Genomic DNA, 18,754 nt, shown 5'->3' on the forward strand with positions numbered 1-18,754 from the left:
GCTCCTTACTTCTTAGATGTCTTGCCCGCTTTGCGGATGATGCGTTCTTCTAGATATTTAACGCCCTTGCCTTTATATGGCTCAGGTGGTCTAAATCCTCTAACTTGAGCAGCCACTTGACCTACTACTTGTTTGTCGTCACCTTTGATAGTAATAACGTTTTTATCAACGCTAGCTTCAACGCCCGCTGGTAGCTCATAGTTGATAAGGTGTGAAAAACCAAGAGAAAGCTCTAAAATTTTACCTTTTGCAGCTGCTTTATAACCAACGCCGTTGATCTCAAGCTGGCGAGTAAAGCCATGAGTGATACCAGTTACGATGTTATTGGCAAGTGCTCTATATGTTCCCCAGTAAGCTCTGCTTTGGCGATCTTCGCCCTTTGGAGCAAAAACTATATGACCATTTTCTATCTTGACATCAACGTGACCTTTTGTGTCAAGCTCTTTTAAGTGATTGCCCTTTTTAAATTTTAGGACATTATTTTCAACGCTAACGTCTACACCACTTGGGATAGCGATAGGCTGTTTTCCAATACGTGACATTTTTTTCCTTTACTTGTCTAGGGTGTTCCTACATTTACGAATAAACACCACAATGCCGTAAATTTGATCGTCAAATTTGACGAAACCTTCATTTGAATTTCTAAATTTAGCTTTGGCGAAATATAAAATTTCACCTAGCTAAAAAGAAATTTTAACCTTAAGCTATAAGGTTAAAATAGCGTTTTTAACGCAGTTTATTACCAAACGGTGCAAAGAACCTCGCCGCCAACGCCAGCTTTACTTGCCTCAATACCGCTCATAACGCCTTTGCTTGTGCTAACGATAACTGTTCCGTAACCATTTTTAAAACGCTTAATGTCGTCTTTGCCTTGATAAACACGGCGACCAGGTTTTGAAACCCTTTTAAGCTCGTTTATAACGCTTCTGCCGTACTCATCATACTTTAAAACTACGTTTATAAATTTCTTGTTACCTTCTTCGATAACGTTGTAGCTCTCTACATAGCCTTTTGCTGCAAGGATAGAAAGAGTAGCCTCAACAACCTTAGAATGAAGCAATTTCGCAGTCTCAAGTCTTCTCATACTTGCATTTCTAATGCGTGTTAATCCATCTGATATTAAATCGTTCAACATTTCTCTTCCTTACCAACTTGCTTTTTTAAGACCAGGTATTAGGCCTTCGTTAGCCATTTTTCTTAGGCAAACACGGCAAATTCCAAAATCTTTATAAACAGAGTGCGGACGACCGCAAATTTGGCATCTAGTATAGCCGCGAACCGCAAATTTCGGCTTGCGTGCAGCTTTTGCTATCATTGATTTCTTTGCCATTTTACTTTCCTTTTGCAAACGGCACACCAAATAGCTCTAGCAATTTGAATGCCTCTTTATCGTTTTTAGCCGTAGTAGCAATCGTAATATTCATACCATGAGTTCGTAAAATTTTATCATACTCAACCTCTGGAAACATTAGCTGCTCGCTAAGACCGAAGTTATAGTTTCCACGTCCATCAAAGCCATTTTTTGGAAGACCACGGAAATCTTTAACTCTTGGAAGAGCAACGCTGATTAGCTTATCTAAGAAAGCATACATTTGCTCTTTTCTCAAAGTTACTTTGATACCAACAGGGAAACCTTCGCGAACTTTAAAGCCAGCAACTGATTTTTTAGCATCAGTGATAACTGCTTTTTGTCCAGCGATAAGTGAAATGGTATCAGCCATATTTTGAAGCACCTTCTGATCTTTCGCAGAGTCTCCAGCGCCTACACTGATCACGATCTTCTCGAGCGCAGGGATAAGCATTGGATTTTTGATGTCAAATTCTTTTACGAGAGCTGGCTTGATAGTTTCGTTAAATTTATCTTTTAATCTACTCATATCTCTTATCCTTCAACTTTCGCGACGTTTGATATGTCAATTGGCATCTCTTTATTTACGTGACCACCATTTGGAGTTTTTTCGCTTGGTTTGATAGCTTTTTTAGCTACTTTGCATCCCTCAACTATAACCTGACCTTTTTTTGCAAGAACTGCTAAAATTTTACCAGTTTTGCCTTTATCGTCACCAGCGATGATCTTTACAGTATCGCCTTTTTTGACTTTAAATTTTACATTAGCCATTATAAAACCTCCGGAGCTAGCGAAACAATCTTCATAAAGTTAGCATATCTAACTTCACGTCCAACTGGTCCAAAAATACGAGTGCCGACTGGCTCTTTTTTGCTATCAAGTATAACAGCTGCGTTCTCGTCAAAGCGGATTAACGAACCATTATCTCTTTGAACCTCTCTTTTAGTTCTTACAACAACAGCTTTTACAACCTGTCCTTTTTTGATCTTACCATTTGGAAGAGCTTTTTTAACAGAGCAAACTATGATATCGCCAAGTGTAGCGTATCTTCTTTTGCTGCCGCCAAGAACTTTTATACACATTAACTCTTTTGCGCCGCTGTTATCAGCAACTGCAAGTCTTGTAAAACTTTGAATCATTACTCAACTCCCTTTGCCAATACAGCTTTTAAGCGAAAATTCTTGCGAGCTGAAAGTGGTCTGCACTCAACTGCAACAACTGTATCGCCTGCTCTTGTCTCATTTTTCTCATCATGAACTAAATACTTTTTAAAGCGTTTTACAAATTTATGGTATCTTGGGTGCATAACGCGTCTTTCTACCAAAATAGTAGCTGTCTTATCTCCAGCTTTTTGTAAAACAACACCTTGAATTTCTCTTTTTAATGCCATTTTACGCCCCTTGTCTTGTTGCACTAATTGCAGTGTTGATCTGAGCTATCTCTTTACGAACAGCACTAATCTCATTAGGGTTGCTTAACTGCATAGTTTTTAGCTTTTGTCTCAATGTAAATAAAAGCACCTTTTTCTCTTTTAGCAACGCGTTTAATTCTGCAACGCTCTTATCTTTTAACTCAGTATATTTCATTTTCACTCTCTCGCGTTACAAATTTTGATTTGAAAGGAAGTTTGTGTAGAGCCAAAGTTAAAGCTTCACGAGCCAACTCTTCGTCAACACCAGCCATTTCAAATATTATACGACCAGGTTTAATGTTCATAACCCACTCTTCAACTCCTGCCTTACCTTTACCCATACGAGTTTGTAGAGGTTTTTTAGTAAGTGGCTTGTCAGGGAAAACCCTAATCCAAATTTTAGCCTGTCTCTTTACGTGACGAGTTAGAGCTTGACGAGCAGCTTCTATTTGGCGTGAATTTACTCTACCAGCCTCAACAGCTTTAAGCGCAAATTCGCCAGTTGCTAAAGATGCTCCGCGAGTCGCATAACCACGGTTGCGACCTTTCATTTGCTTACGAAATTTCGTTCTTTTAGGCATCAACATAATTATTTACCTCTTCTTGCTCTACGTGTTTTCTTAGGTGCCTCTTCTTCAGTTTTCTCAGGTTGAACACCTTTTTGAAGAACCTCACCTTTAAAAATCCATACTTTAATACCTATGTTTCCATAAGTTGTATGAGCCTCAGCTACACCGTAATCTATCTTTGCTCTAAGAGTATGAAGCGGAACGCGACCTTCTAGATACCACTCGGTTCTTGCCATCTCAGCGCCACCTAAACGACCAGCAACTGAAATTTTGATACCTTTAGCGCCTGATTTTTGAGCACCTTGGATAACTTTTTTCATAGCACGTCTAAATGCGACACGCTTTTCAAGTTGCATAGCTACGTTTTCAGCAGCAAGTTGAGCTGAAGCTTGAGCTTTTCTTTCTTCTTTGATATTTACATTTACTTCTTTGCCGATAAGTTTGCTAACTTCGTTCTTTAGGTTTTCAACATCTTGACCTTTTTTGCCGATGATGATACCAGGACGAGCTGCAACTACGGTTACACGAAGTTTTTTAGCCGTTCTTTCGATTAAAATTTGGCTAATTCCTGCATAATAAAGTTTTTTCTTTAAAAATGCACGAATTTTGTAATCTTCGCCGATATTTTCAGGAAGACTTTGTTTGGTTGGAAACCATCTAGATTCCCAGTTGCGGTTAATTCCTAGTCTAAGACCTATTGGATTTACTTTTTGTCCCATATTATGCTTCCTTCTTTTCAGGTTTAGATACTTCTACCATTACATGAGAAGTAGGTTTGCGAATTTTGCTCGCTGTTCCTCTTGCTCTTGGTCTAAATCTCTTTAATACAGGACCAGCATCAACGCGGCAACTAGTTACTACAACCTCTTCTGGTTCAAATCCGCCATTTGCTACTGCTGAGCTAATAGCGTTTGCTATAAATTTAGCACCACGATTTGGCATAAATTGCAAGCTTGCAAGTGCTAACTCGGCATTCATACCTTGAACTTCTCTTGCTATAAGTCTTGCTTTTGTAGGAGAAAGTCTTACGAATTTTATAATTGCTTTACTCATATCATCTCCCCTTACTTGCCGATTTTCTTTTGCACTGAGCCTTTGTGACCCTTAAATGTGCGTGTTGGAGCAAATTCGCCAAGTTTATAGCCTATATGATTTTCTGTAACATATACAGGAATAAAGCTCTTGCCATTATGAACGTTAAATGTTAGTCCAATCATTTCAGGTACAATCGTGCTACGTCTTGACCAAGTCTTGATTGGTTTGTTATCGTTTGCATTTTTTGCGGCAATAACTTTTTTCATTACATGATCATCTACGAAAGGACCTTTTTTGAGTGATCTTGCCATCTCTATTTTCCTTTCCTTCTTGAAATTATAAGCTTATCGCTAGCTTTTTTACGGCGAGTCTTAGCACCTTTAGTTGGTTTACCCCATGGAGTAACTGGGTGACGGCCTGAATTTTTCTTACCTTCACCACCACCGTGTGGGTGATCAACTGGGTTCATAGCAGAACCACGTGTTTGTGGGCGGATACCGCGGTAGCGATTACGTCCAGCTTTACCGATAGTGATGTTGGCCCAGTCTTCGTTGCCTACTACACCGATACTTGCCATACACTCAGCTAGTACTTGTCTCATCTCGCCGCTTGGCATTCTTAAGATAACATACTTCTCTTCTTTACCCATTAGCTGAGCATAACCGCCAGCTGAACGAGCTATCTGAGCGCCTTTGCCAGGTTTTAGCTCTACGTTATGAACGATAGTACCAACTGGTATAAATCTTAATTTCATAGCGTTGCCTGGTTTAATATCTAGTGAGCCCTCATCGATAGATGCGATAACATCACCAACATTTAGGCCGTTTGGTCTAATGATGTAGCGCTTTTCACCATCTTTATAAGCTATAAGAGCGATACGGCAGTTTCTGTTTGGATCGTACTCAATCGCTTCAACTTTACCTTCTATACCAAATTTGCGACGTTTAAAGTCGATGATACGATAAAGTTTTTTTGCACCTGCTTCTTTATGTCTTGAAGTTATACGACCATTGTTGTTTCTACCGCCAGTTGCAGGTAGTTTAACAAGCAAGCTTCTAACGCTTGGTTTAGCTGTTATATCTTCAGAGCTTAGTCCAGTCATATATCTACGACTAGGTGTATATGGTTTATATGATTTTATAGCCATCTTACGCCTCCGTATTTTCTAGGCTTACGCCTTCAGGTAACTTAACGTAGAATTTCTTTATCTCGTCACGTTGGCCTGCTCTTCCTCTAAAACGCTTAACCTTGCCGCTAATTCTAAGTGAATTTACGCGAACAGGCGTTACTCCAAAATACTCTTGTAAAACCGCTTTTAAGCTGTTTTTTGTAACTCTTGGTGAAGTTTGGATAACAACAACGCCTTGTTCTTGAAGGCCTAGAGTTTTTTCTGTATAAATAATTGTTTTGATATCAGTTATATCCGCCATTTTAGCCCTCTTTTGTTATAGTTTTTAGTGCAGCTTTTTCAATGATAACCGAACTAAATGTAGAGACAAGATAAGCATTTACCTCATTTGCATCTACTACATAGCAGTTTGCTAAATTTCTAAAAGCAAGTAGTGTTTTATCGTCTAGTAAATCTTTAACGATAAGCGCGTCTTTTACTTTTAAATTTTTGATGATATTAGCTGCATCTTTTGCCTTTCCAGACTCGATTGAGATGCTATCTACTGCGAAAATTTTACCATCTTGTGCTTTTACTGCCAAAGCGTACTCAAGAGCTAGTCTTTTTTGTTTTTTATTGACTTTTTGAAAATAGTTTTTCTCGTTTGTTGGACCGAATGCAACTGCACCGCCTACCCAAACGTTAGTTCTAGTTGAACCCGCTCTTGCACCACCACGTCCTTTTTGTCTCCATGGTTTTTTACCACCACCGCTTACAAAAGCACGGCTTTTAGTATGAGCCGAATTTGCTCTTATACCAGCAAGGTAAGATTTTACATAAAGATATAGGTTGTGCGGATTTACTTCAGCGTAGCTTGCAGGAAGCTCTAACTCGCCTGAATTTTCAAATTTATCGTTTAATACGTGAATTTTACTCATTTTACAATCCTTATTTTACCCATTGCACCATTGTGACCAGGAACGCAACCTTTTACAACTACGATGCCATTTTGAGCGTCAAAGCTTATTAGCTCGTTTTTAACAGTAACTTTCTCATTACCCATGTGTCCTGCCATTTTCATACCTGGTTGAACACGACCTGGCCATTCGCAGTTACCAATTGAACCATGGCGTCTGTGGAAACGTGAGCCGTGGCTTTTTGGACCACCACCGAAACCATGTCTTTTTACCACACCTTGGTAGCCTCTACCTTTTGAGTTAAAGCTAACTTTTAAAATTTTAGCCTCATTTAATGGTGTAAAGTCTAGGTTTCCAACTTCGCTATTAGCTACTTCAAGCGTAGCAAATTTGTTAAATTCTGCTGTCAGATTGTATTTCTTTTGCTGACCAGCGATAGCTTTGTTGTTTGCTTTAGTGTGGGCATACGCTACGATAGCACGTTTGTTTTCGTCGATCTCACATACTTTAGCCTCAACTAGCTTAAGTAGTGTAACTGGCGTACTCTTCGTGGCAATCGTTCTACTCATGCCTATTTTTTCTACAATATATTCCATACTCTTATCCTTTTGTCCGCTTATTTCATCGCACGAACTTCGACATTAACTTCTGGAGCTAGGTCGAGTTTTGTTAGGCTATCTACAGTTTCTGGAGTAGCAGCTACGATGTCAAGCATACGAGCGTGTATTCTCATCTCAAACTGCTCACGTGAGTCTTTGTTGATGTGTGGAGATTTTAAGACTGTATAGCGTTTGATCTTTGTAGGCATTGGTACCGGGCCACGAACGTCGGCACCTGTTCGTTTGACAGCTTCTACGATTGCTGCAACAGTGCGGTCTAGAACTCTATGGTCGTAAGCTTTTAGCTTTAACCTGATTCTTTCCATGTGTTTTCCTTTAAAAAGAACTTGTCGCAAACTCGCGACCTCTTTACATCAAAATAACTCGCATAGGATCAAGCGATCGTACGAGCAAGACATAGGTCTTTCGTAAAGAGATAGGGATTTTACAAAAAAGCCATTATAGTTGTCAAGAAAAATGCTATTTTTTGTTGAATTTTGATTAATTATTTCCTTTTGATAAGGAAAGTATCTTTGAGCTTAGCCAAAGAAATTAAAGTAAAAAATAAATACTCAGTCCTGAACTAAGCTCATCTAAACTTGGATTATTTTAAGACATCATACATACTACAAGTCATTTGCCAAAGACTTTTATAATTGGGGTTACTTTGTGTAGAAGAATCAAGTCTACCAAGATCACAAGCTTTTTTAAAATATAGTGCGGCTTCGCTTTTGTTGCCACGTCCATAGTGATATGCGGCAAAATTTCTGCATCCATTCCAATCACCAACATCACAAGCCTTTCTCATATACGATAAACCTTTTGATACATCTTTTTTTACACCTTTTCCGTTTTGATACATAAGCCCCATATTTGAACACGCTATAGCGCTTCCTGCCTCACAAACCATTTTATATAATTGAAAAGCTTTTTTATAGTCTTTTTTAGTACCAAGACCACTATAGTATATATTTCCAAGATTTCCACAACTTTCAATAAAAGACTCGTCTTTTTGAGCAACCTCACCAATTTTACAAACCTTTTCAAAATAATATCTTGCTTTTTTGTAATCTATTTTTATTCCGCCATATAAATAATAATATTCGCCAATTAATGTGCAATACTTTAGATTTCCATTCTCACACTCTTTTTCAACATATTCAATTTGAGCTTGTGTTAGTTCTTCAGAAGAAAATGCCAAATTCATTAAAACTAGCAAAAACAAAATCATCTTTTTCATTTATACTCCTTTAAGATTATTTTTAGTCAATACAAACAATATAATCAATTTTCAATTACTACTATAAACAATAATTATCCACATAATCAAACCGATGATTAGTATTACAAAAACGTTAAACAAATAATATATGCCATCAAATATATTAACTGCTATACCTCCGACAATACCACTAAGAATAGATAAAGAAATTTGAATGAAAGCTTCGTTTTGCTTATCTTTTTTCATACTTTTTGCTTTATCATTTTTTGACACTATTTCTCCATCTTCGATTGAAGCATTACTCTCATTAAATTTATCCTCAGACATATACTTTCCTTTTAGCAAATTTTTAACATTCTACCCCCCCCCCTTAAGAATAAATTAATTACAAATATAATATAGATTTAAATATTATTCCTTTTTAAAAGGAAGTGGCTATAATTTCAAAAAGCTAAAAAGGTCAAATTTGAAAAGTTTAGAAACGCTCTATCAAGCACCCATTAAAAATGCAAAATTTATCCCCAGAAAATATGAGATCATCTCGCCAAAGACGCTTATCATTGGCGCTATATCAAGTGGCAAAACAGCCCTTGTTTATGAGTTTTTGAGCCATTATAAAAGCGAGGAGAGGCTTTATATAAATTTAGACGATATAAGGATAGATAGAGCCTTGCTTTTAGCAAATTTAAAAGAGTTTTTAGAAAAAAATGCCCAGATAAAGGTGCTCGCAGTTGAAAATTTACAAGGCGCTGATCTTGCAAATTTAGACTTTCTAAAAGACGCTGCACTTGAGAATATCATCCTTACAAGTAAGGAATTTTCACTCTCGCTTGAGGGCTTTGCACGTATAAATTTAAACTACCTCGACTACGAAGAATTTATACTTTTTTTTAAGAAAAATTTAGACCAAGACCTGCTTTTTAGCTACTTTTTGGCTCATGGCAACGAGATAGCAAGCGCCTTTTTGGACTCCAGCGAGGTCACAGCCCACTTGCAGCAGCTCTTAAGAGCAAATTTAAACGAGCAAAGCATCGCTATCTTAAAAGAGTGCGCGACAAAGTGTCACGACACGATAAGTGCCTTTGGGATTTATAAAAACCTAAAAGAGCAGATGAAAATTTCAAAAGATAGCGTTTATAGCGCGATAAATTTGCTAAATGAGAGTGGATACGTTGAGTTTGTGCCAAATTTAGATGAGAGTAGCACGAGCAAGAAAATTTACTTTACAAATTTCGCACTTCGCAACGCTTTGTGTCTGAAAAAGGACTTTTTGGCTGTCTTTGCGAATGTCGTTTTTTGCGAGCTGCTTAAATTTAAAGATGAAATTTACTATACAAAAGAGATCGATTTTTTCCTTACAAAAAGGAAGCTTGCGATCATTTGCGTGCCATTTTCTGCGCCTGAGATCGTCTTTTTGAAATTTAAAAAACTCCACGCGAGCCTAAAAGAGCTGGGCGTTAGCAAACTTCAAATCATCAGCGTCGCAAACCAAGCCGAGCAAAGCATCGAGGGGATAAAGTGCGAGATCTTGCCATTTTCTAGGTGGAGCCTAGGTTTATAAATTTAAACTCTTTGTTTGATTATCATTTTAAAAGTCTAGGGATAAAATAGTTATAATCAAAAAAACTATAAAGGACAGACATGAGAGCATTTTTTGGGATCTTATTCATCGCTGCAAGTCTTTTTGGCTATGAGATAAACCACGAAAACTGGGCTAAATTTTATAAATTTAGTGGCGATGCAAATGGTGTGAAATTTGAAGTTTATATGAACTATTTTAAAGATGAATTTGAAAATTTCAAACAAACCAAGAGCTTTAAAGTCCCAGCCAAGATAAGCGGACACATCTTTTTTGACGGCGCAAAATACGACTATGAAAAGGGCTCTTTTGAGCAAAATGGCAGTGAAATTTCATCATTAAATGCAGTCTCAGACAAGATAAATTTAGACGTTAAAAACGAAAATGGCGAGCTAAAAGGCAAGATAATCGTCAAAAACAAAGCCTACAACGCCACCGTAAAAGAAGACAAAGAGTATGAGATCCTAAATATCGGCATCCAAATGACCGAGGCAAACGGCACAAGATACGAAGCGATCACTAACGACATCTTCGCTAAAGACTCAGCTAAAAAGTATAAAAACAAGCTTCTTGCAGAGTTTTACGACCTAAAAAGCGAGCGCAAAAAATGGCCAAACAACCAGTATGAGAGCCTAAAAGATATCTACTACATCAACGACAAGATAAAGAGCGTTTGCACCTATAAAAATGAAAAAACAAACTGCGAGGTGATCTCGCTTGCGACGAACAAAAAGCTAAAGCTAAAGCAAATTTTTAAAGATATAAACGACAGCCACCTAAAAGCAATCCTTGCAAATGCAGGCGTGAGCGATAACTTCGTGCTTTCGCCACTTGGACTTACATTTTTAAACGAAGAGCAGATCAGCGTACCACTTGAGGAGCTAAGACCTTACTTTAGCGATGAAGTCGGGCTGTAATGGCTAAAATTTGCGGTATCGACGAGGCTGGACGTGGGGCGCTGGCTGGGCCACTAAGCGTGGCTGCTTGCGTGCTAAATAGTGAAATTTCAGGCCTAAACGACTCCAAAAAACTAACCGCAAAAAGGCGCGAGGAGCTCTTTAAAGAGATCACAAAAAGCTCAAATTTCCTCATCGCCTACTTCTCAAACGCCCAGATAGACGAGCTTGGGCTAAGTGAGTGCCTAAGGCGCGCGCTCAAACTTTTTAAGGCACATTTTGAGGGCTTTGAGATCATTTATGACGGAAATTTAGACTACGGCGTTGGCATCACGACGATGATAAAGGCTGATGGCAAGGTCGCTGGGGTAAGTGCGGCCAGCATATTAGCAAAAGTAAGCCGTGACCGCTTGATGAGTGGCTGGGATAAATTTTATCCAGCATACGGCTTTGCAGGGCACAAAGGCTATGGCACCAAGTCGCACCTAGATGCCATAGCTAAATTTGGCTACTCAGACTTTCATAGAAAAAGCTTTGTCATAAAGCCAAAACTCACGCAGGGCTCGCTATTTTAGCCGCACATCCTCCATATAAAAAAGCACGCTTGCATCGTAAAATTTATAAACTCCGTTTTCTTGCACAATTTCCATAGACCTCAAAACAAAGGCGCGCTTGCCAACTTCAAAGATCAAAAGCTGCTCTTTTAGCCGCTCAAATACCTCAGCGCCAAATTCGCCATCTGGCTTTAAATTTAGACTTGCGAGCGCCTTTTCTAGGTGTTTTTGCATATTTATGCTAACACTTTCATGACCTAGCTGTATGACGAGCTCATCACCATTTGTGCTGCTTGCGATGGGCATTTTGATGGTCGCATCTTTGACGTTTATGCCGATATTGCCTGAGTTAATGCTAAATATCTGCCACTTTTTCTGCTCAGCTTTCTCAAGACCTGCTATAAATTTTTTATTTTCTAACGCAAATTTATCGCCGTTTTCTGTGAGATAGTCAAATTTATCTTGCAAAAAGTAGAGCTTCTCTTTGCCTATCTTGCTCACGTCGCCACTTAGCAAGCCGCTACCATCAAGTAAATTTAGCACCCTTAGCTCTCTTAATAAAAGCTCTTTTTGAGAATTTAGCACAAGCTGCTTTGTATCAAGGACAAAATGGGTGAAAAATATGCCAAATATCATAAAAAACGCTAGAAATTTATAAGGGAAATTTCTAAGAAATATCATCACAAAATAGCTCAAATTTGCAAATATCACGCAGGCGATGAGATAGATCCTAGCCTCGCTTAGACCGTACTCGCCGACCCTATGCATGACTCCCCACCAAAGCATTATGCTAGGCAAGATGACAAAAAGTGGCAAGAGCTTAAAAATTTGATCATAAATTTGGCTTTTGATGAGTAAATTTAGCCCTCTTAAAACAAAGCCAGCGATCAAACAAGCAAACACGATGTAGGCCACCCCGCCACGTGGTAGCTCAAGCAATACAAGCCTATAAATGCAGTATAAATTTAAAAGCGCTACATAGATGATGAGCACGGGATTTAGGATGAAATTTATGACGATCTTGATGAAATTTAAGAGCCTATACTCGCTAAATTTACTCTCAAAAAAGATAAATAGACAAGGCAGACCAAAAGAGGCCAGCGTCAGATAGAGCCTTTGCGTCCTGTGGCTGGTTAGAAGCTCTAAATCAAAAAGGTAGTTAAGCCCTGCACAAACAGCCACAATGCCAAGAAAAAATAGGTGAAAAAGAGCAAATGAGATGAGTAAATTTAAAAGTCTTGCTAGGCTCCCTCTTATAAATTTCTCATTATCTTTGGCAAAATTTAAAGAGAATAAAAGCACAAAAGCTATGAGATAAAGTGCCACAAGATCGCTAGCGTGACCGCTTAGCTTAAGGCCAAAAAAGTAAAGGCTAGCTCCAAATATCAAAAAGTATAAAGGGAGTAAAATTTGCCTTTTATTTAGGTAGATAGCGACCAAAAGTAGCGGCTCAAGTAGCCAAAAACCTCTATATTCATCCACTATCTGGCTTGGACTAAAAAAAGATGGTAGCTAGGCTAAATGCCAAAATGGTAAGAAGCAAAATTTTTTTATCAGCAAATGCGGTTTTTAGTTCAGTGGCGATCTGCAAGGTCGTCCTTTAAAGGATGAAATTTAGCCACTTTGTATGGCTAAAAATAGAGTTTAGAAATTTGCTAGAGGCGCAAATTTCTAAGTAAATTTAGATTTTTAAAAGCTCGGCTTCTTTCTCTTTTACGAGAGTGTCGATCTTTGCGGTGTAGGTGTCAGTTATCTTTTGAACCTCATCTTGACCTTTTTTGCTCTCGTCTTCTGTTATAGCCTTGTCTTTTTCAAGCTTTTTGACCTCGTCATTTGCGTCTTTTCTCACGTTTCTGATGCTAACTTTAGCCTTTTCGCCCATAGCTTTTGCGTGTTTTGCATTTTCTTGGCGTTGCTCGACGGTCATCGGTGGGAAAAATAGCTTAACGCTCTCGCCGTCGCTGTTTGGATTGACGCCGATGTTTGCAGCTTGGATAGCTGATGAGATCGCTTTTATCATGCTCTTTTCCCAAGGGGTGATAGCGATAGTTGAAGCGTCACTTGTAAGCACGGTGGCTACTTGATTAAGCGGAGTTGGCGAGCCATAGTAATCAACCATAACGTTATCTAGGATATTGATATTTACCTTGCCAGTTCTTAGCGTTGTAAAATCGCGTTTTAAAGAAGCGATCGCCTTTTCGCAACCCTCTTTTTGGGTATCGTAAATTTTATTTAGCATTGGTGTCCTTTATTAGAAGTTTTGTGCTTCTGTGATGATCTACTTTTAGCGACATTAACACTTTGCGTTTATCAAGTGGTGGGTTAAATTTACACTCAAAAACGCCATTTGTCATAGGTACTTTTCTAAATCCGTCAAAGCCAGTCATGAAAAAACTGCCCTCACTTGCGTTTGTATCGGTTTTGATGATGAGCTTGTCGATCGCATTGTTTTGCGGATAGCCCTCTGGAAATATCCACTGGGCATTTAAAAATTTGCTATTAAAAGTTAGTGCTATCTTTGTGCCGTTCATCACTGGCGTTCTGTAAAGATCATAAACATCGCTTTTATCTGAAACTGCGCCTGAGTTTTGATTTAAAAGTGCTAAAAAGCCAAATTCTTTTGCCAAAGAGACGACCCTACTATCGATCTCCCCGTAAGGTACTGCGAAGTATTTAGGCTTATAACCCATATGCTTTTCAAAGGTCTCAACGCCCTTTTGAAAGTCCTCTCTTAAGGCCTCATCGCTAAGTTTAGTCATCCTTGGATGAGCGTATGAGTGATAGCCGATCTCTCCGTAAGCTTCTAGCTCTTTGATCTGATCAAAGTCTAGATAATCGCCATATTTGTTCGCGCTTGCCTCTACATAGACCATCAAAGCAAATGGGTAGTTATACTCTTTAAAAAGCTCAAGAGCGTTATTGTAAAAGCTTTTGTATCCATCATCAACGGTGATAACGATCCAGTTATCAGGGATCGGTTCACCAGCATTTACCGCATCGACAAGCCTTGATAGCTTGACAACTTCGAAGCCATTGTTTTTAAAGTATTCAAACTGCTCTCTTAAATTTTGGATAGAAATATCTGTGCTAACGTGCCTTGGATCGTCAAAGCGGTGATAAACTAGGATGTGAGCGTCTGCCAAAGCAAACGTTAGCGTCAAAAGTGACGCTAAAAACGTTTTTATCATTGTTATTTTACTGGATTTTGTGGTGCGCTAGGAGCTGCTGGCACGTCGTTTGATTTTGGTACGACTAGAGATTTGCTATCGACACTATCAACGATAGAGCGTTTTAGATCTTTGTTGTAAAAATATCCAAGTGCAAGTGTGTTTAGGATAAACAAAACGCCTACCACAAAGGTAAATTTAGCTAAAAACCCAGCTGGTCCTTTTGCTCCAAAAAGGCTCTCGTTGCTTCCACTGTATGCTCCAAGACCGATAGATGAGCTCTTTTGGAGTAAAACTGCGATCGTGATAACGACAGCTAGAACAAATTGCAAGATTAAAAATATTAAACTCACGAAATTTCCTTTAAATTTTTTTAAATAGTTTGCGATTATACAAGAAAAGATTTAAATTTTTAGTTAAAGTTCTTTTTCAAGCTCATAAAGCTCGTATCTTATGCTTTTAAAAAGCTCGGCTCGCTCTAAATTTACAAGCTTAAAGCACTCTTCAAGCACGCGAGCGCTCTCCTGGGCACGCTTGAAATTTGCAGTGATGATCTCGTCTAAATTTGATCTTTCTTGCTCGCTTTTTGTGCTGGTTTTTAAGACATCATTTTGTGAATTTCTAAATTTTAAAAATTCTTTTTGTGGGATCTTTGCCTTGTGGCGGAGGGACTTTATCTTATAGGCGAGCTTAGCGTCATCAAAGACATATCTTTTTATATCTTCAACGACGCGAAGCCCTTCTTTTAGCCTATTTAAATTCGCATCTATCACTCGGTAGATGCGCTCGTCATTAGTCATTTCTGTTAAAAATGCCTAAAATTTGTAGTAATGATGTAAATAAATTTACAAAATCAAGATACAAAGCAACTGCACCCTCAACTGGTGTCTCATAGTTGCCACGGATGATATTTTGTGTATCAAAAAGTATGTAAGCACTAAATAAAATCGAAGCGATGCTTGAGATAACTAGTTGAAACATCGTGCTTTTAACGAAAATGTTGATGATCGCTGCCACAACGATAACTATCAAAGTTATAAATAGCATCTTGCCCATCGTTGTGAAGTCGCGTTTTGTATTCATCGCAAAGACGCTTAGAGCACCAAATGCAACTGTCGTCAAGCCAAATGCTTGAGCCACGATACTAGCACCACTTGGCATAGCGAGGATCGCTGAAAGTAGCGGAGTTAGCGTAAGACCGCTTACAAATGTAAATGCGAAAAGGAGTATTAAATTTAATCCCTCTTTGCGTTTAGCCGCCATTAGCCCAAAAAGCAACACAAACTCAAGTATCACAAGTCCCCAAAACAAAAATCTATTTGCCGCAAAAACGCCAGCGATACTAATGCCTACATAAGCGCCAGCAGTAGCTGAAAGTAGTGATGCTGCAAAAAGTTGATAAGTCTGTTTTATAAAAGTGCTTAGTGAGCTTTGAGAATACGCAAGCTCTTCTTGATTTTGCTTAGCGTAGTTTCTATCATACAAACTCATTTTTTCTCCTTATGAATTTTTTTGGTGAGTTTAGCCTAAAATAATTAAACAATATATAAAAAGAAGTTTAATAAAAAATATTAGTTTAAAGTTCGTTTTAGAGAGCATTTTTTTGATTAAATAAAAGTTGCTATAATCGCGATAAAAATATAAAAAATGGAGATAAATTTTATGGATGATTCAATACTTGAAGGTGCAGTAAAATTTATGGAAGATGGTTTTTTAGAGCATGAAGAGCTCTTTAAAAGTCTGCAACACAAACAAGATCCGCACACGCTTTTCATATCATGCGTGGATTCAAGGGTCGTGCCAAATTTGATAACAAACTGCCTACCAGGCGAGCTTTTCATGGTGCGTAATATCGCAAACATCGTGCCACCATATAGAGTGAGCGAAGAGTTTTTGGCGACCACTTCGGCGATAGAATATGCACTTGAAGTTTTAAACATAAAAAACATCATCATCTGCGGACACTCTGATTGTGGCGGATGCGCGGCACTTTATGTTGATGAAAAGAAGCTAAAAAACACTCCAAACGTTAAAAACTGGATAAAGCTGATCGAGCCGATCAAGCGAGAAGTGCTTAAATTTACAAGCGACGATCCAGCCAAAATGGCGTGGCTAACCGAGAGGCTAAACGTGATAAACTCGATCGAAAACATAATGACCTATCCAAATGTAAAAGAGGAGTATGAAAGCGGCAAGCTTCAAATTTATGGCTGGCACTACATCATAGAAACTGGCGAAATTTTTAGCTACGATTTAAAAGAGGGCACATTTAAGCTTCTAGCGGACAAAAGAGGCGAAAATGCGTAAATTTCTAGCCATTATCCTACTTTGCTTTACCTTTGCTTTTGCGGCTGAGAGCAACAAAACTCAAGAAGAAGACATAATAAGCATAACAAATCAAATCCAAACCATAAACAGCCAGATAAAAATTTTAAAAGCACAGCAAAAAGATGCAAATAACTCAAAGGCTGACAACTCAAATTTAGCCAGCCTCCACAAAAAAAAGAGCGATCTTTTAGAAAAGATACCAAACTATATCATGCAGATCGAATTAACCCAAAGCGATATCAATAAATTTAATCTGCAAAAAGAGGCACTAGAAAAAAAGGTCGCAAGACTTGAGAAGCAGTCAAACAAGGATGCCTACATCCAAAGTGCTATCGAGCTTGAGAAGATGAAGGTTGATTACGCTTACTACTCAGCGCTTATTAGCCTAGAAGAGGTCTTTAAAAAGGGCGCTAAGGCAAATTCTATAAGAGATGTGATAGATAATGGACTTTTAAATTTACAGACAAATTCTTATGTGAGTATAAAAGATCTAAAAGACTCACTAAATGACACTTCAGGCTCTTATGACAACGCCTTTTTTGACCTTGAGCTGAAAAAAGAGAGTGAAGAAGAAATTTTAACCTATCTTAAAAATAACGCCGATCTTCTAAGCTCAAGCATGCTCTTGTCTGAGCTAAATTTAGTCGATGCAGTCGAATATATAAACAAAACAACAGCCATAAATTCAAGCAAATTTAACATCGGCAAGATCGTTGTTATCGTTGCGATATTTTTATTTTTCGTCTCGCTAACTAGAATTTTAGCCAAGCTCACCTACTGGGTGATGTCGCTCATCGCTTCAGGCGAAGGGGTAAAAGAGGCTAAAAATCAGATCGTTGATATCATCAAAAAGCCGATCTCAGCACTTCTTATCATCTATGCGCTAAACATCTGTATCGGCATTGGATTTTATCCAGTGCCAGTGCCTCTAACGGTAGCAAATATCTTTTCTATCATATATATAGTCGCATTTTCATGGCTTGTCCTCACCATACTAAATGGCTACGGCATCGCTATAATCGACAAGATCGCGCAAAAAAGCAAGCGTAAAGAGGTGATAAACCTAGCACTAAAAGTGATCTACGTGATCGTGCTTATCATCACGCTTTTACTGATACTTCAAAAGCTTGGCTTTGATATCTCAGCACTCATTGCCTCGCTTGGTATCGGTGGTCTTGCTGTTGCCTTCGCTGCTAAAGACATCATCGCAAACTTCTTTGCATCTGTTATGATGCTCTTTGACAACTCATTTTCACAAGGCGACTGGATAGTTTGTGGCGACATCGAGGGCACGGTCGTTGAGATAGGATTTAGAAAAACAACAGTTAGAAGCTTTGATAACGCCCTTATCTTCGTGCCAAACTCAAAGCTAGCGAGCGATCCTGTTAGAAACTGGAGCAGAAGAAAGGTCGGCAGACGCATCAAAATGCTAATAGGCATAGAGTATGGGCCTACGACTGATGAGATCAAAAAATGTGTAAATGACATCAAAAATATGCTGATAAATCACCCAGATATCGCTAAAAGTGAAGATATCGCGGCTAATAAAAGAGGACTAAGATATAGACAAAACATAGTCTCAGTTGATGACTACGCTGGATATAAGTCAAATTTATTTGTCGTGGTTGATGACTTTGCTGATAGCTCGATAAATATCCTAGTTTATTGCTTTGCCAAAACTATCGTTTGGGGAGAGTTTTTAGATGTAAAACAAGATGTAATGCTAAAAATTATGGATATTTTAAAGCAAAATGGTCTAAATTTTGCATTCCCAAGCCAAAGCTTGTATATAGAAAATATCAAAGATAAAATTTAAGGAGAGAAAAATGAGTGATGATTTTGACTACGAAGAGGTAGAAGAAGACTACTCTGAATTTAACGATGAAGACGAGGATAGTAGCGATAGCTATGACTATAACTACGACGAAAATGACTACAACTATGAAGATAGCGATGAGGATGAGGATAGTTACGACTCGTATTAAAATGGTCTAATTAAATTTAATGGATGAAATTAACGG

The 18,754-nt window shown here is 38.4% G+C and carries 31 protein-coding genes; 6 read left to right on the forward strand and 25 right to left on the reverse strand.

What is annotated here, in order from left to right:
* Window positions 1-5 precede the first annotated feature (5 nt).
* The 19 genes from rplF to F3G91_RS06225 all read right to left on the reverse strand — a co-directional run bounded on the left by rplF (window position 6) and on the right by F3G91_RS06225 (window position 8,536).
* On the reverse strand, window positions 6-542 hold the full coding sequence (gene rplF, locus F3G91_RS06135) for a 50S ribosomal protein L6 (RefSeq protein WP_002941606.1): 537 nt from the start codon (window positions 540-542) through the stop codon (window positions 6-8).
* Between the two features lie 197 nt (window positions 543-739).
* Window positions 740-1,135, reverse strand: a complete 396-nt coding sequence (rpsH, locus tag F3G91_RS06140; RefSeq protein WP_009295261.1) for a 30S ribosomal protein S8 — start codon at window positions 1,133-1,135, stop codon at window positions 740-742.
* A gap of 9 nt (window positions 1,136-1,144) precedes the next feature.
* Window positions 1,145-1,330 (reverse strand): type Z 30S ribosomal protein S14, encoded by a 186-nt coding sequence (locus F3G91_RS06145; RefSeq protein WP_002941532.1) that lies wholly within the window; start codon window positions 1,328-1,330, stop codon window positions 1,145-1,147.
* Between the two features lies 1 nt (window position 1,331).
* Window positions 1,332-1,877 carry a 50S ribosomal protein L5 gene (gene rplE, locus F3G91_RS06150; RefSeq protein WP_002941643.1) on the reverse strand — a complete coding sequence of 182 codons (546 nt, stop codon included), beginning with the start codon at window positions 1,875-1,877 and terminating at the stop codon, window positions 1,332-1,334.
* Between the two features lie 5 nt (window positions 1,878-1,882).
* Window positions 1,883-2,119 (reverse strand): 50S ribosomal protein L24, encoded by a 237-nt coding sequence (gene rplX, locus F3G91_RS06155; RefSeq protein WP_009295260.1) that lies wholly within the window; start codon window positions 2,117-2,119, stop codon window positions 1,883-1,885.
* The gene (rplN, locus tag F3G91_RS06160; protein ID WP_002941516.1) at window positions 2,119-2,487 is read right to left on the reverse strand and encodes a 50S ribosomal protein L14; all 369 of its coding nucleotides are present in this window, start codon (window positions 2,485-2,487) and stop codon (window positions 2,119-2,121) included. The genes rplX and rplN overlap by 1 nt, the downstream gene beginning before the upstream one ends.
* Window positions 2,487-2,738, reverse strand: a complete 252-nt coding sequence (gene rpsQ, locus F3G91_RS06165) for a 30S ribosomal protein S17 (RefSeq protein ID WP_002941511.1) — start codon at window positions 2,736-2,738, stop codon at window positions 2,487-2,489. The genes rplN and rpsQ overlap by 1 nt, the downstream gene beginning before the upstream one ends.
* Before the next feature lies 1 nt (window position 2,739).
* Window positions 2,740-2,934, reverse strand: a complete 195-nt coding sequence (rpmC, locus tag F3G91_RS06170) for a 50S ribosomal protein L29 (RefSeq protein ID WP_002941625.1) — start codon at window positions 2,932-2,934, stop codon at window positions 2,740-2,742.
* Window positions 2,921-3,346: a 50S ribosomal protein L16 gene (gene rplP / locus F3G91_RS06175; protein ID WP_002941572.1), complete on the reverse strand. Its 426-nt coding sequence runs from the start codon at window positions 3,344-3,346 to the stop codon at window positions 2,921-2,923. The genes rpmC and rplP overlap by 14 nt, the downstream gene beginning before the upstream one ends.
* Window positions 3,347-3,348: 2 nt before the next feature.
* On the reverse strand, window positions 3,349-4,047 hold the full coding sequence (rpsC, locus tag F3G91_RS06180; protein ID WP_002941650.1) for a 30S ribosomal protein S3: 699 nt from the start codon (window positions 4,045-4,047) through the stop codon (window positions 3,349-3,351).
* Window position 4,048: 1 nt separating this feature from the next.
* A complete protein-coding gene (rplV, locus tag F3G91_RS06185; protein WP_009295259.1) occupies window positions 4,049-4,381 on the reverse strand; it encodes a 50S ribosomal protein L22 in 333 nt (110 codons plus the stop codon).
* A gap of 11 nt (window positions 4,382-4,392) precedes the next feature.
* On the reverse strand, window positions 4,393-4,674 hold the full coding sequence (gene rpsS / locus F3G91_RS06190; protein WP_002941639.1) for a 30S ribosomal protein S19: 282 nt from the start codon (window positions 4,672-4,674) through the stop codon (window positions 4,393-4,395).
* A gap of 2 nt (window positions 4,675-4,676) precedes the next feature.
* On the reverse strand, window positions 4,677-5,510 hold the full coding sequence (gene rplB, locus F3G91_RS06195; RefSeq protein ID WP_002941522.1) for a 50S ribosomal protein L2: 834 nt from the start codon (window positions 5,508-5,510) through the stop codon (window positions 4,677-4,679).
* Window position 5,511: 1 nt separating this feature from the next.
* Window positions 5,512-5,793 (reverse strand): 50S ribosomal protein L23, encoded by a 282-nt coding sequence (locus tag F3G91_RS06200; protein WP_002941535.1) that lies wholly within the window; start codon window positions 5,791-5,793, stop codon window positions 5,512-5,514.
* A gap of 1 nt (window position 5,794) precedes the next feature.
* Window positions 5,795-6,409, reverse strand: coding sequence for a 50S ribosomal protein L4 (gene rplD, locus F3G91_RS06205; RefSeq protein ID WP_149701030.1), 615 nt, complete (start codon window positions 6,407-6,409; stop codon window positions 5,795-5,797).
* Entirely contained in the window at window positions 6,406-6,984 is a 579-nt protein-coding gene (gene rplC / locus F3G91_RS06210; protein ID WP_002941563.1) for a 50S ribosomal protein L3, read from the reverse strand. The genes rplD and rplC overlap by 4 nt, the downstream gene beginning before the upstream one ends.
* 20 nt (window positions 6,985-7,004) lie before the next feature.
* Window positions 7,005-7,313, reverse strand: a complete 309-nt coding sequence (gene rpsJ / locus F3G91_RS06215) for a 30S ribosomal protein S10 (RefSeq protein WP_009295257.1) — start codon at window positions 7,311-7,313, stop codon at window positions 7,005-7,007.
* Between the two features lie 278 nt (window positions 7,314-7,591).
* Window positions 7,592-8,227: a tetratricopeptide repeat protein gene (locus F3G91_RS06220; protein WP_149701031.1), complete on the reverse strand. Its 636-nt coding sequence runs from the start codon at window positions 8,225-8,227 to the stop codon at window positions 7,592-7,594.
* A gap of 51 nt (window positions 8,228-8,278) precedes the next feature.
* Window positions 8,279-8,536, reverse strand: a complete 258-nt coding sequence (locus F3G91_RS06225; protein ID WP_149701032.1) for a hypothetical protein — start codon at window positions 8,534-8,536, stop codon at window positions 8,279-8,281.
* A gap of 139 nt (window positions 8,537-8,675) precedes the next feature.
* Between F3G91_RS06225 and F3G91_RS06230 the strand changes: the two genes are divergently transcribed.
* From F3G91_RS06230 to rnhB, 3 genes are all read left to right on the forward strand, one after another.
* The gene (locus tag F3G91_RS06230; RefSeq protein WP_149701033.1) at window positions 8,676-9,770 is read left to right on the forward strand and encodes an ATP-binding protein; all 1,095 of its coding nucleotides are present in this window, start codon (window positions 8,676-8,678) and stop codon (window positions 9,768-9,770) included.
* Between the two features lie 80 nt (window positions 9,771-9,850).
* Window positions 9,851-10,705: an S-adenosylmethionine tRNA ribosyltransferase gene (locus tag F3G91_RS06235; protein ID WP_149701034.1), complete on the forward strand. Its 855-nt coding sequence runs from the start codon at window positions 9,851-9,853 to the stop codon at window positions 10,703-10,705.
* Window positions 10,705-11,259, forward strand: coding sequence for a ribonuclease HII (gene rnhB / locus F3G91_RS06240; RefSeq protein ID WP_103634520.1), 555 nt, complete (start codon window positions 10,705-10,707; stop codon window positions 11,257-11,259). The genes F3G91_RS06235 and rnhB overlap by 1 nt, the downstream gene beginning before the upstream one ends.
* Here the strand turns inward: rnhB and F3G91_RS06245 are convergent.
* From F3G91_RS06245 to F3G91_RS06270, 6 genes are all read right to left on the reverse strand, one after another.
* Window positions 11,251-12,720 (reverse strand): DUF4153 domain-containing protein, encoded by a 1,470-nt coding sequence (locus F3G91_RS06245; protein ID WP_223227835.1) that lies wholly within the window; start codon window positions 12,718-12,720, stop codon window positions 11,251-11,253. The genes rnhB and F3G91_RS06245 overlap by 9 nt on opposite strands.
* Before the next feature lie 199 nt (window positions 12,721-12,919).
* The gene (gene frr, locus F3G91_RS06250) at window positions 12,920-13,477 is read right to left on the reverse strand and encodes a ribosome recycling factor (protein WP_002941557.1); all 558 of its coding nucleotides are present in this window, start codon (window positions 13,475-13,477) and stop codon (window positions 12,920-12,922) included.
* Window positions 13,467-14,426 (reverse strand): polysaccharide deacetylase family protein, encoded by a 960-nt coding sequence (locus F3G91_RS06255; RefSeq protein WP_021087211.1) that lies wholly within the window; start codon window positions 14,424-14,426, stop codon window positions 13,467-13,469. Before F3G91_RS06255 ends, frr begins: the two co-directional genes overlap by 11 nt.
* 2 nt (window positions 14,427-14,428) lie before the next feature.
* On the reverse strand, window positions 14,429-14,758 hold the full coding sequence (secG, locus tag F3G91_RS06260) for a preprotein translocase subunit SecG (protein WP_021089287.1): 330 nt from the start codon (window positions 14,756-14,758) through the stop codon (window positions 14,429-14,431).
* A gap of 63 nt (window positions 14,759-14,821) precedes the next feature.
* The gene (locus F3G91_RS06265) at window positions 14,822-15,205 is read right to left on the reverse strand and encodes a hypothetical protein (protein WP_021089275.1); all 384 of its coding nucleotides are present in this window, start codon (window positions 15,203-15,205) and stop codon (window positions 14,822-14,824) included.
* Window positions 15,198-15,896 (reverse strand): Bax inhibitor-1/YccA family protein, encoded by a 699-nt coding sequence (locus tag F3G91_RS06270; RefSeq protein WP_021089286.1) that lies wholly within the window; start codon window positions 15,894-15,896, stop codon window positions 15,198-15,200. The genes F3G91_RS06265 and F3G91_RS06270 overlap by 8 nt, the downstream gene beginning before the upstream one ends.
* A gap of 171 nt (window positions 15,897-16,067) precedes the next feature.
* On the opposite strand from F3G91_RS06270, the gene F3G91_RS06275 reads away from it, so the two are divergent.
* The 3 genes from F3G91_RS06275 to F3G91_RS10225 are packed head-to-tail and all read left to right on the forward strand — an operon-like array spanning window position 16,068 to window position 18,718.
* A complete protein-coding gene (locus F3G91_RS06275; RefSeq protein WP_103579107.1) occupies window positions 16,068-16,712 on the forward strand; it encodes a carbonic anhydrase in 645 nt (214 codons plus the stop codon).
* Window positions 16,705-18,549, forward strand: a complete 1,845-nt coding sequence (locus F3G91_RS06280; RefSeq protein WP_149701035.1) for a mechanosensitive ion channel family protein — start codon at window positions 16,705-16,707, stop codon at window positions 18,547-18,549. The genes F3G91_RS06275 and F3G91_RS06280 overlap by 8 nt, the downstream gene beginning before the upstream one ends.
* A gap of 10 nt (window positions 18,550-18,559) precedes the next feature.
* Window positions 18,560-18,718, forward strand: coding sequence for a hypothetical protein (locus F3G91_RS10225; RefSeq protein ID WP_002941615.1), 159 nt, complete (start codon window positions 18,560-18,562; stop codon window positions 18,716-18,718).
* Window positions 18,719-18,754: the final 36 nt, after the last annotated feature.

Source organism: Campylobacter concisus (assembly GCF_902460715.1).
GTDB classification, from domain to species: domain Bacteria; phylum Campylobacterota; class Campylobacteria; order Campylobacterales; family Campylobacteraceae; genus Campylobacter_A; species Campylobacter_A concisus_AK.

What these genes read in the sequence shown, in the direction of transcription:
- rplF (WP_002941606.1), bottom strand. Translation starts at nt 542, where the DNA reads ATGTCACGTATTGGAAAACAGCCTATCGCTATCCCAAGTGGTGTAGAC.
- rpsH (WP_009295261.1), bottom strand. Translation starts at nt 1,135, where the DNA reads ATGTTGAACGATTTAATATCAGATGGATTAACACGCATTAGAAATGCA.
- F3G91_RS06145 (WP_002941532.1), bottom strand. Translation starts at nt 1,330, where the DNA reads ATGGCAAAGAAATCAATGATAGCAAAAGCTGCACGCAAGCCGAAATTT.
- rplE (WP_002941643.1), bottom strand. Translation starts at nt 1,877, where the DNA reads ATGAGTAGATTAAAAGATAAATTTAACGAAACTATCAAGCCAGCTCTC.
- rplX (WP_009295260.1), bottom strand. Translation starts at nt 2,119, where the DNA reads ATGGCTAATGTAAAATTTAAAGTCAAAAAAGGCGATACTGTAAAGATC.
- rplN (WP_002941516.1), bottom strand. Translation starts at nt 2,487, where the DNA reads ATGATTCAAAGTTTTACAAGACTTGCAGTTGCTGATAACAGCGGCGCA.
- rpsQ (WP_002941511.1), bottom strand. Translation starts at nt 2,738, where the DNA reads ATGGCATTAAAAAGAGAAATTCAAGGTGTTGTTTTACAAAAAGCTGGA.
- rpmC (WP_002941625.1), bottom strand. Translation starts at nt 2,934, where the DNA reads ATGAAATATACTGAGTTAAAAGATAAGAGCGTTGCAGAATTAAACGCG.
- rplP (WP_002941572.1), bottom strand. Translation starts at nt 3,346, where the DNA reads ATGTTGATGCCTAAAAGAACGAAATTTCGTAAGCAAATGAAAGGTCGC.
- rpsC (WP_002941650.1), bottom strand. Translation starts at nt 4,047, where the DNA reads ATGGGACAAAAAGTAAATCCAATAGGTCTTAGACTAGGAATTAACCGC.
- rplV (WP_009295259.1), bottom strand. Translation starts at nt 4,381, where the DNA reads ATGAGTAAAGCAATTATAAAATTCGTAAGACTTTCTCCTACAAAAGCA.
- rpsS (WP_002941639.1), bottom strand. Translation starts at nt 4,674, where the DNA reads ATGGCAAGATCACTCAAAAAAGGTCCTTTCGTAGATGATCATGTAATG.
- rplB (WP_002941522.1), bottom strand. Translation starts at nt 5,510, where the DNA reads ATGGCTATAAAATCATATAAACCATATACACCTAGTCGTAGATATATG.
- F3G91_RS06200 (WP_002941535.1), bottom strand. Translation starts at nt 5,793, where the DNA reads ATGGCGGATATAACTGATATCAAAACAATTATTTATACAGAAAAAACT.
- rplD (WP_149701030.1), bottom strand. Translation starts at nt 6,409, where the DNA reads ATGAGTAAAATTCACGTATTAAACGATAAATTTGAAAATTCAGGCGAG.
- rplC (WP_002941563.1), bottom strand. Translation starts at nt 6,984, where the DNA reads ATGGAATATATTGTAGAAAAAATAGGCATGAGTAGAACGATTGCCACG.
- rpsJ (WP_009295257.1), bottom strand. Translation starts at nt 7,313, where the DNA reads ATGGAAAGAATCAGGTTAAAGCTAAAAGCTTACGACCATAGAGTTCTA.
- F3G91_RS06220 (WP_149701031.1), bottom strand. Translation starts at nt 8,227, where the DNA reads ATGAAAAAGATGATTTTGTTTTTGCTAGTTTTAATGAATTTGGCATTT.
- F3G91_RS06225 (WP_149701032.1), bottom strand. Translation starts at nt 8,536, where the DNA reads ATGTCTGAGGATAAATTTAATGAGAGTAATGCTTCAATCGAAGATGGA.
- F3G91_RS06235 (WP_149701034.1), top strand. Translation starts at nt 9,851, where the DNA reads ATGAGAGCATTTTTTGGGATCTTATTCATCGCTGCAAGTCTTTTTGGC.
- rnhB (WP_103634520.1), top strand. Translation starts at nt 10,705, where the DNA reads ATGGCTAAAATTTGCGGTATCGACGAGGCTGGACGTGGGGCGCTGGCT.
- frr (WP_002941557.1), bottom strand. Translation starts at nt 13,477, where the DNA reads ATGCTAAATAAAATTTACGATACCCAAAAAGAGGGTTGCGAAAAGGCG.
- F3G91_RS06255 (WP_021087211.1), bottom strand. Translation starts at nt 14,426, where the DNA reads ATGATAAAAACGTTTTTAGCGTCACTTTTGACGCTAACGTTTGCTTTG.
- F3G91_RS06265 (WP_021089275.1), bottom strand. Translation starts at nt 15,205, where the DNA reads ATGACTAATGACGAGCGCATCTACCGAGTGATAGATGCGAATTTAAAT.
- F3G91_RS06270 (WP_021089286.1), bottom strand. Translation starts at nt 15,896, where the DNA reads ATGAGTTTGTATGATAGAAACTACGCTAAGCAAAATCAAGAAGAGCTT.
- F3G91_RS06275 (WP_103579107.1), top strand. Translation starts at nt 16,068, where the DNA reads ATGGATGATTCAATACTTGAAGGTGCAGTAAAATTTATGGAAGATGGT.
- F3G91_RS06280 (WP_149701035.1), top strand. Translation starts at nt 16,705, where the DNA reads ATGCGTAAATTTCTAGCCATTATCCTACTTTGCTTTACCTTTGCTTTT.
- F3G91_RS10225 (WP_002941615.1), top strand. Translation starts at nt 18,560, where the DNA reads ATGAGTGATGATTTTGACTACGAAGAGGTAGAAGAAGACTACTCTGAA.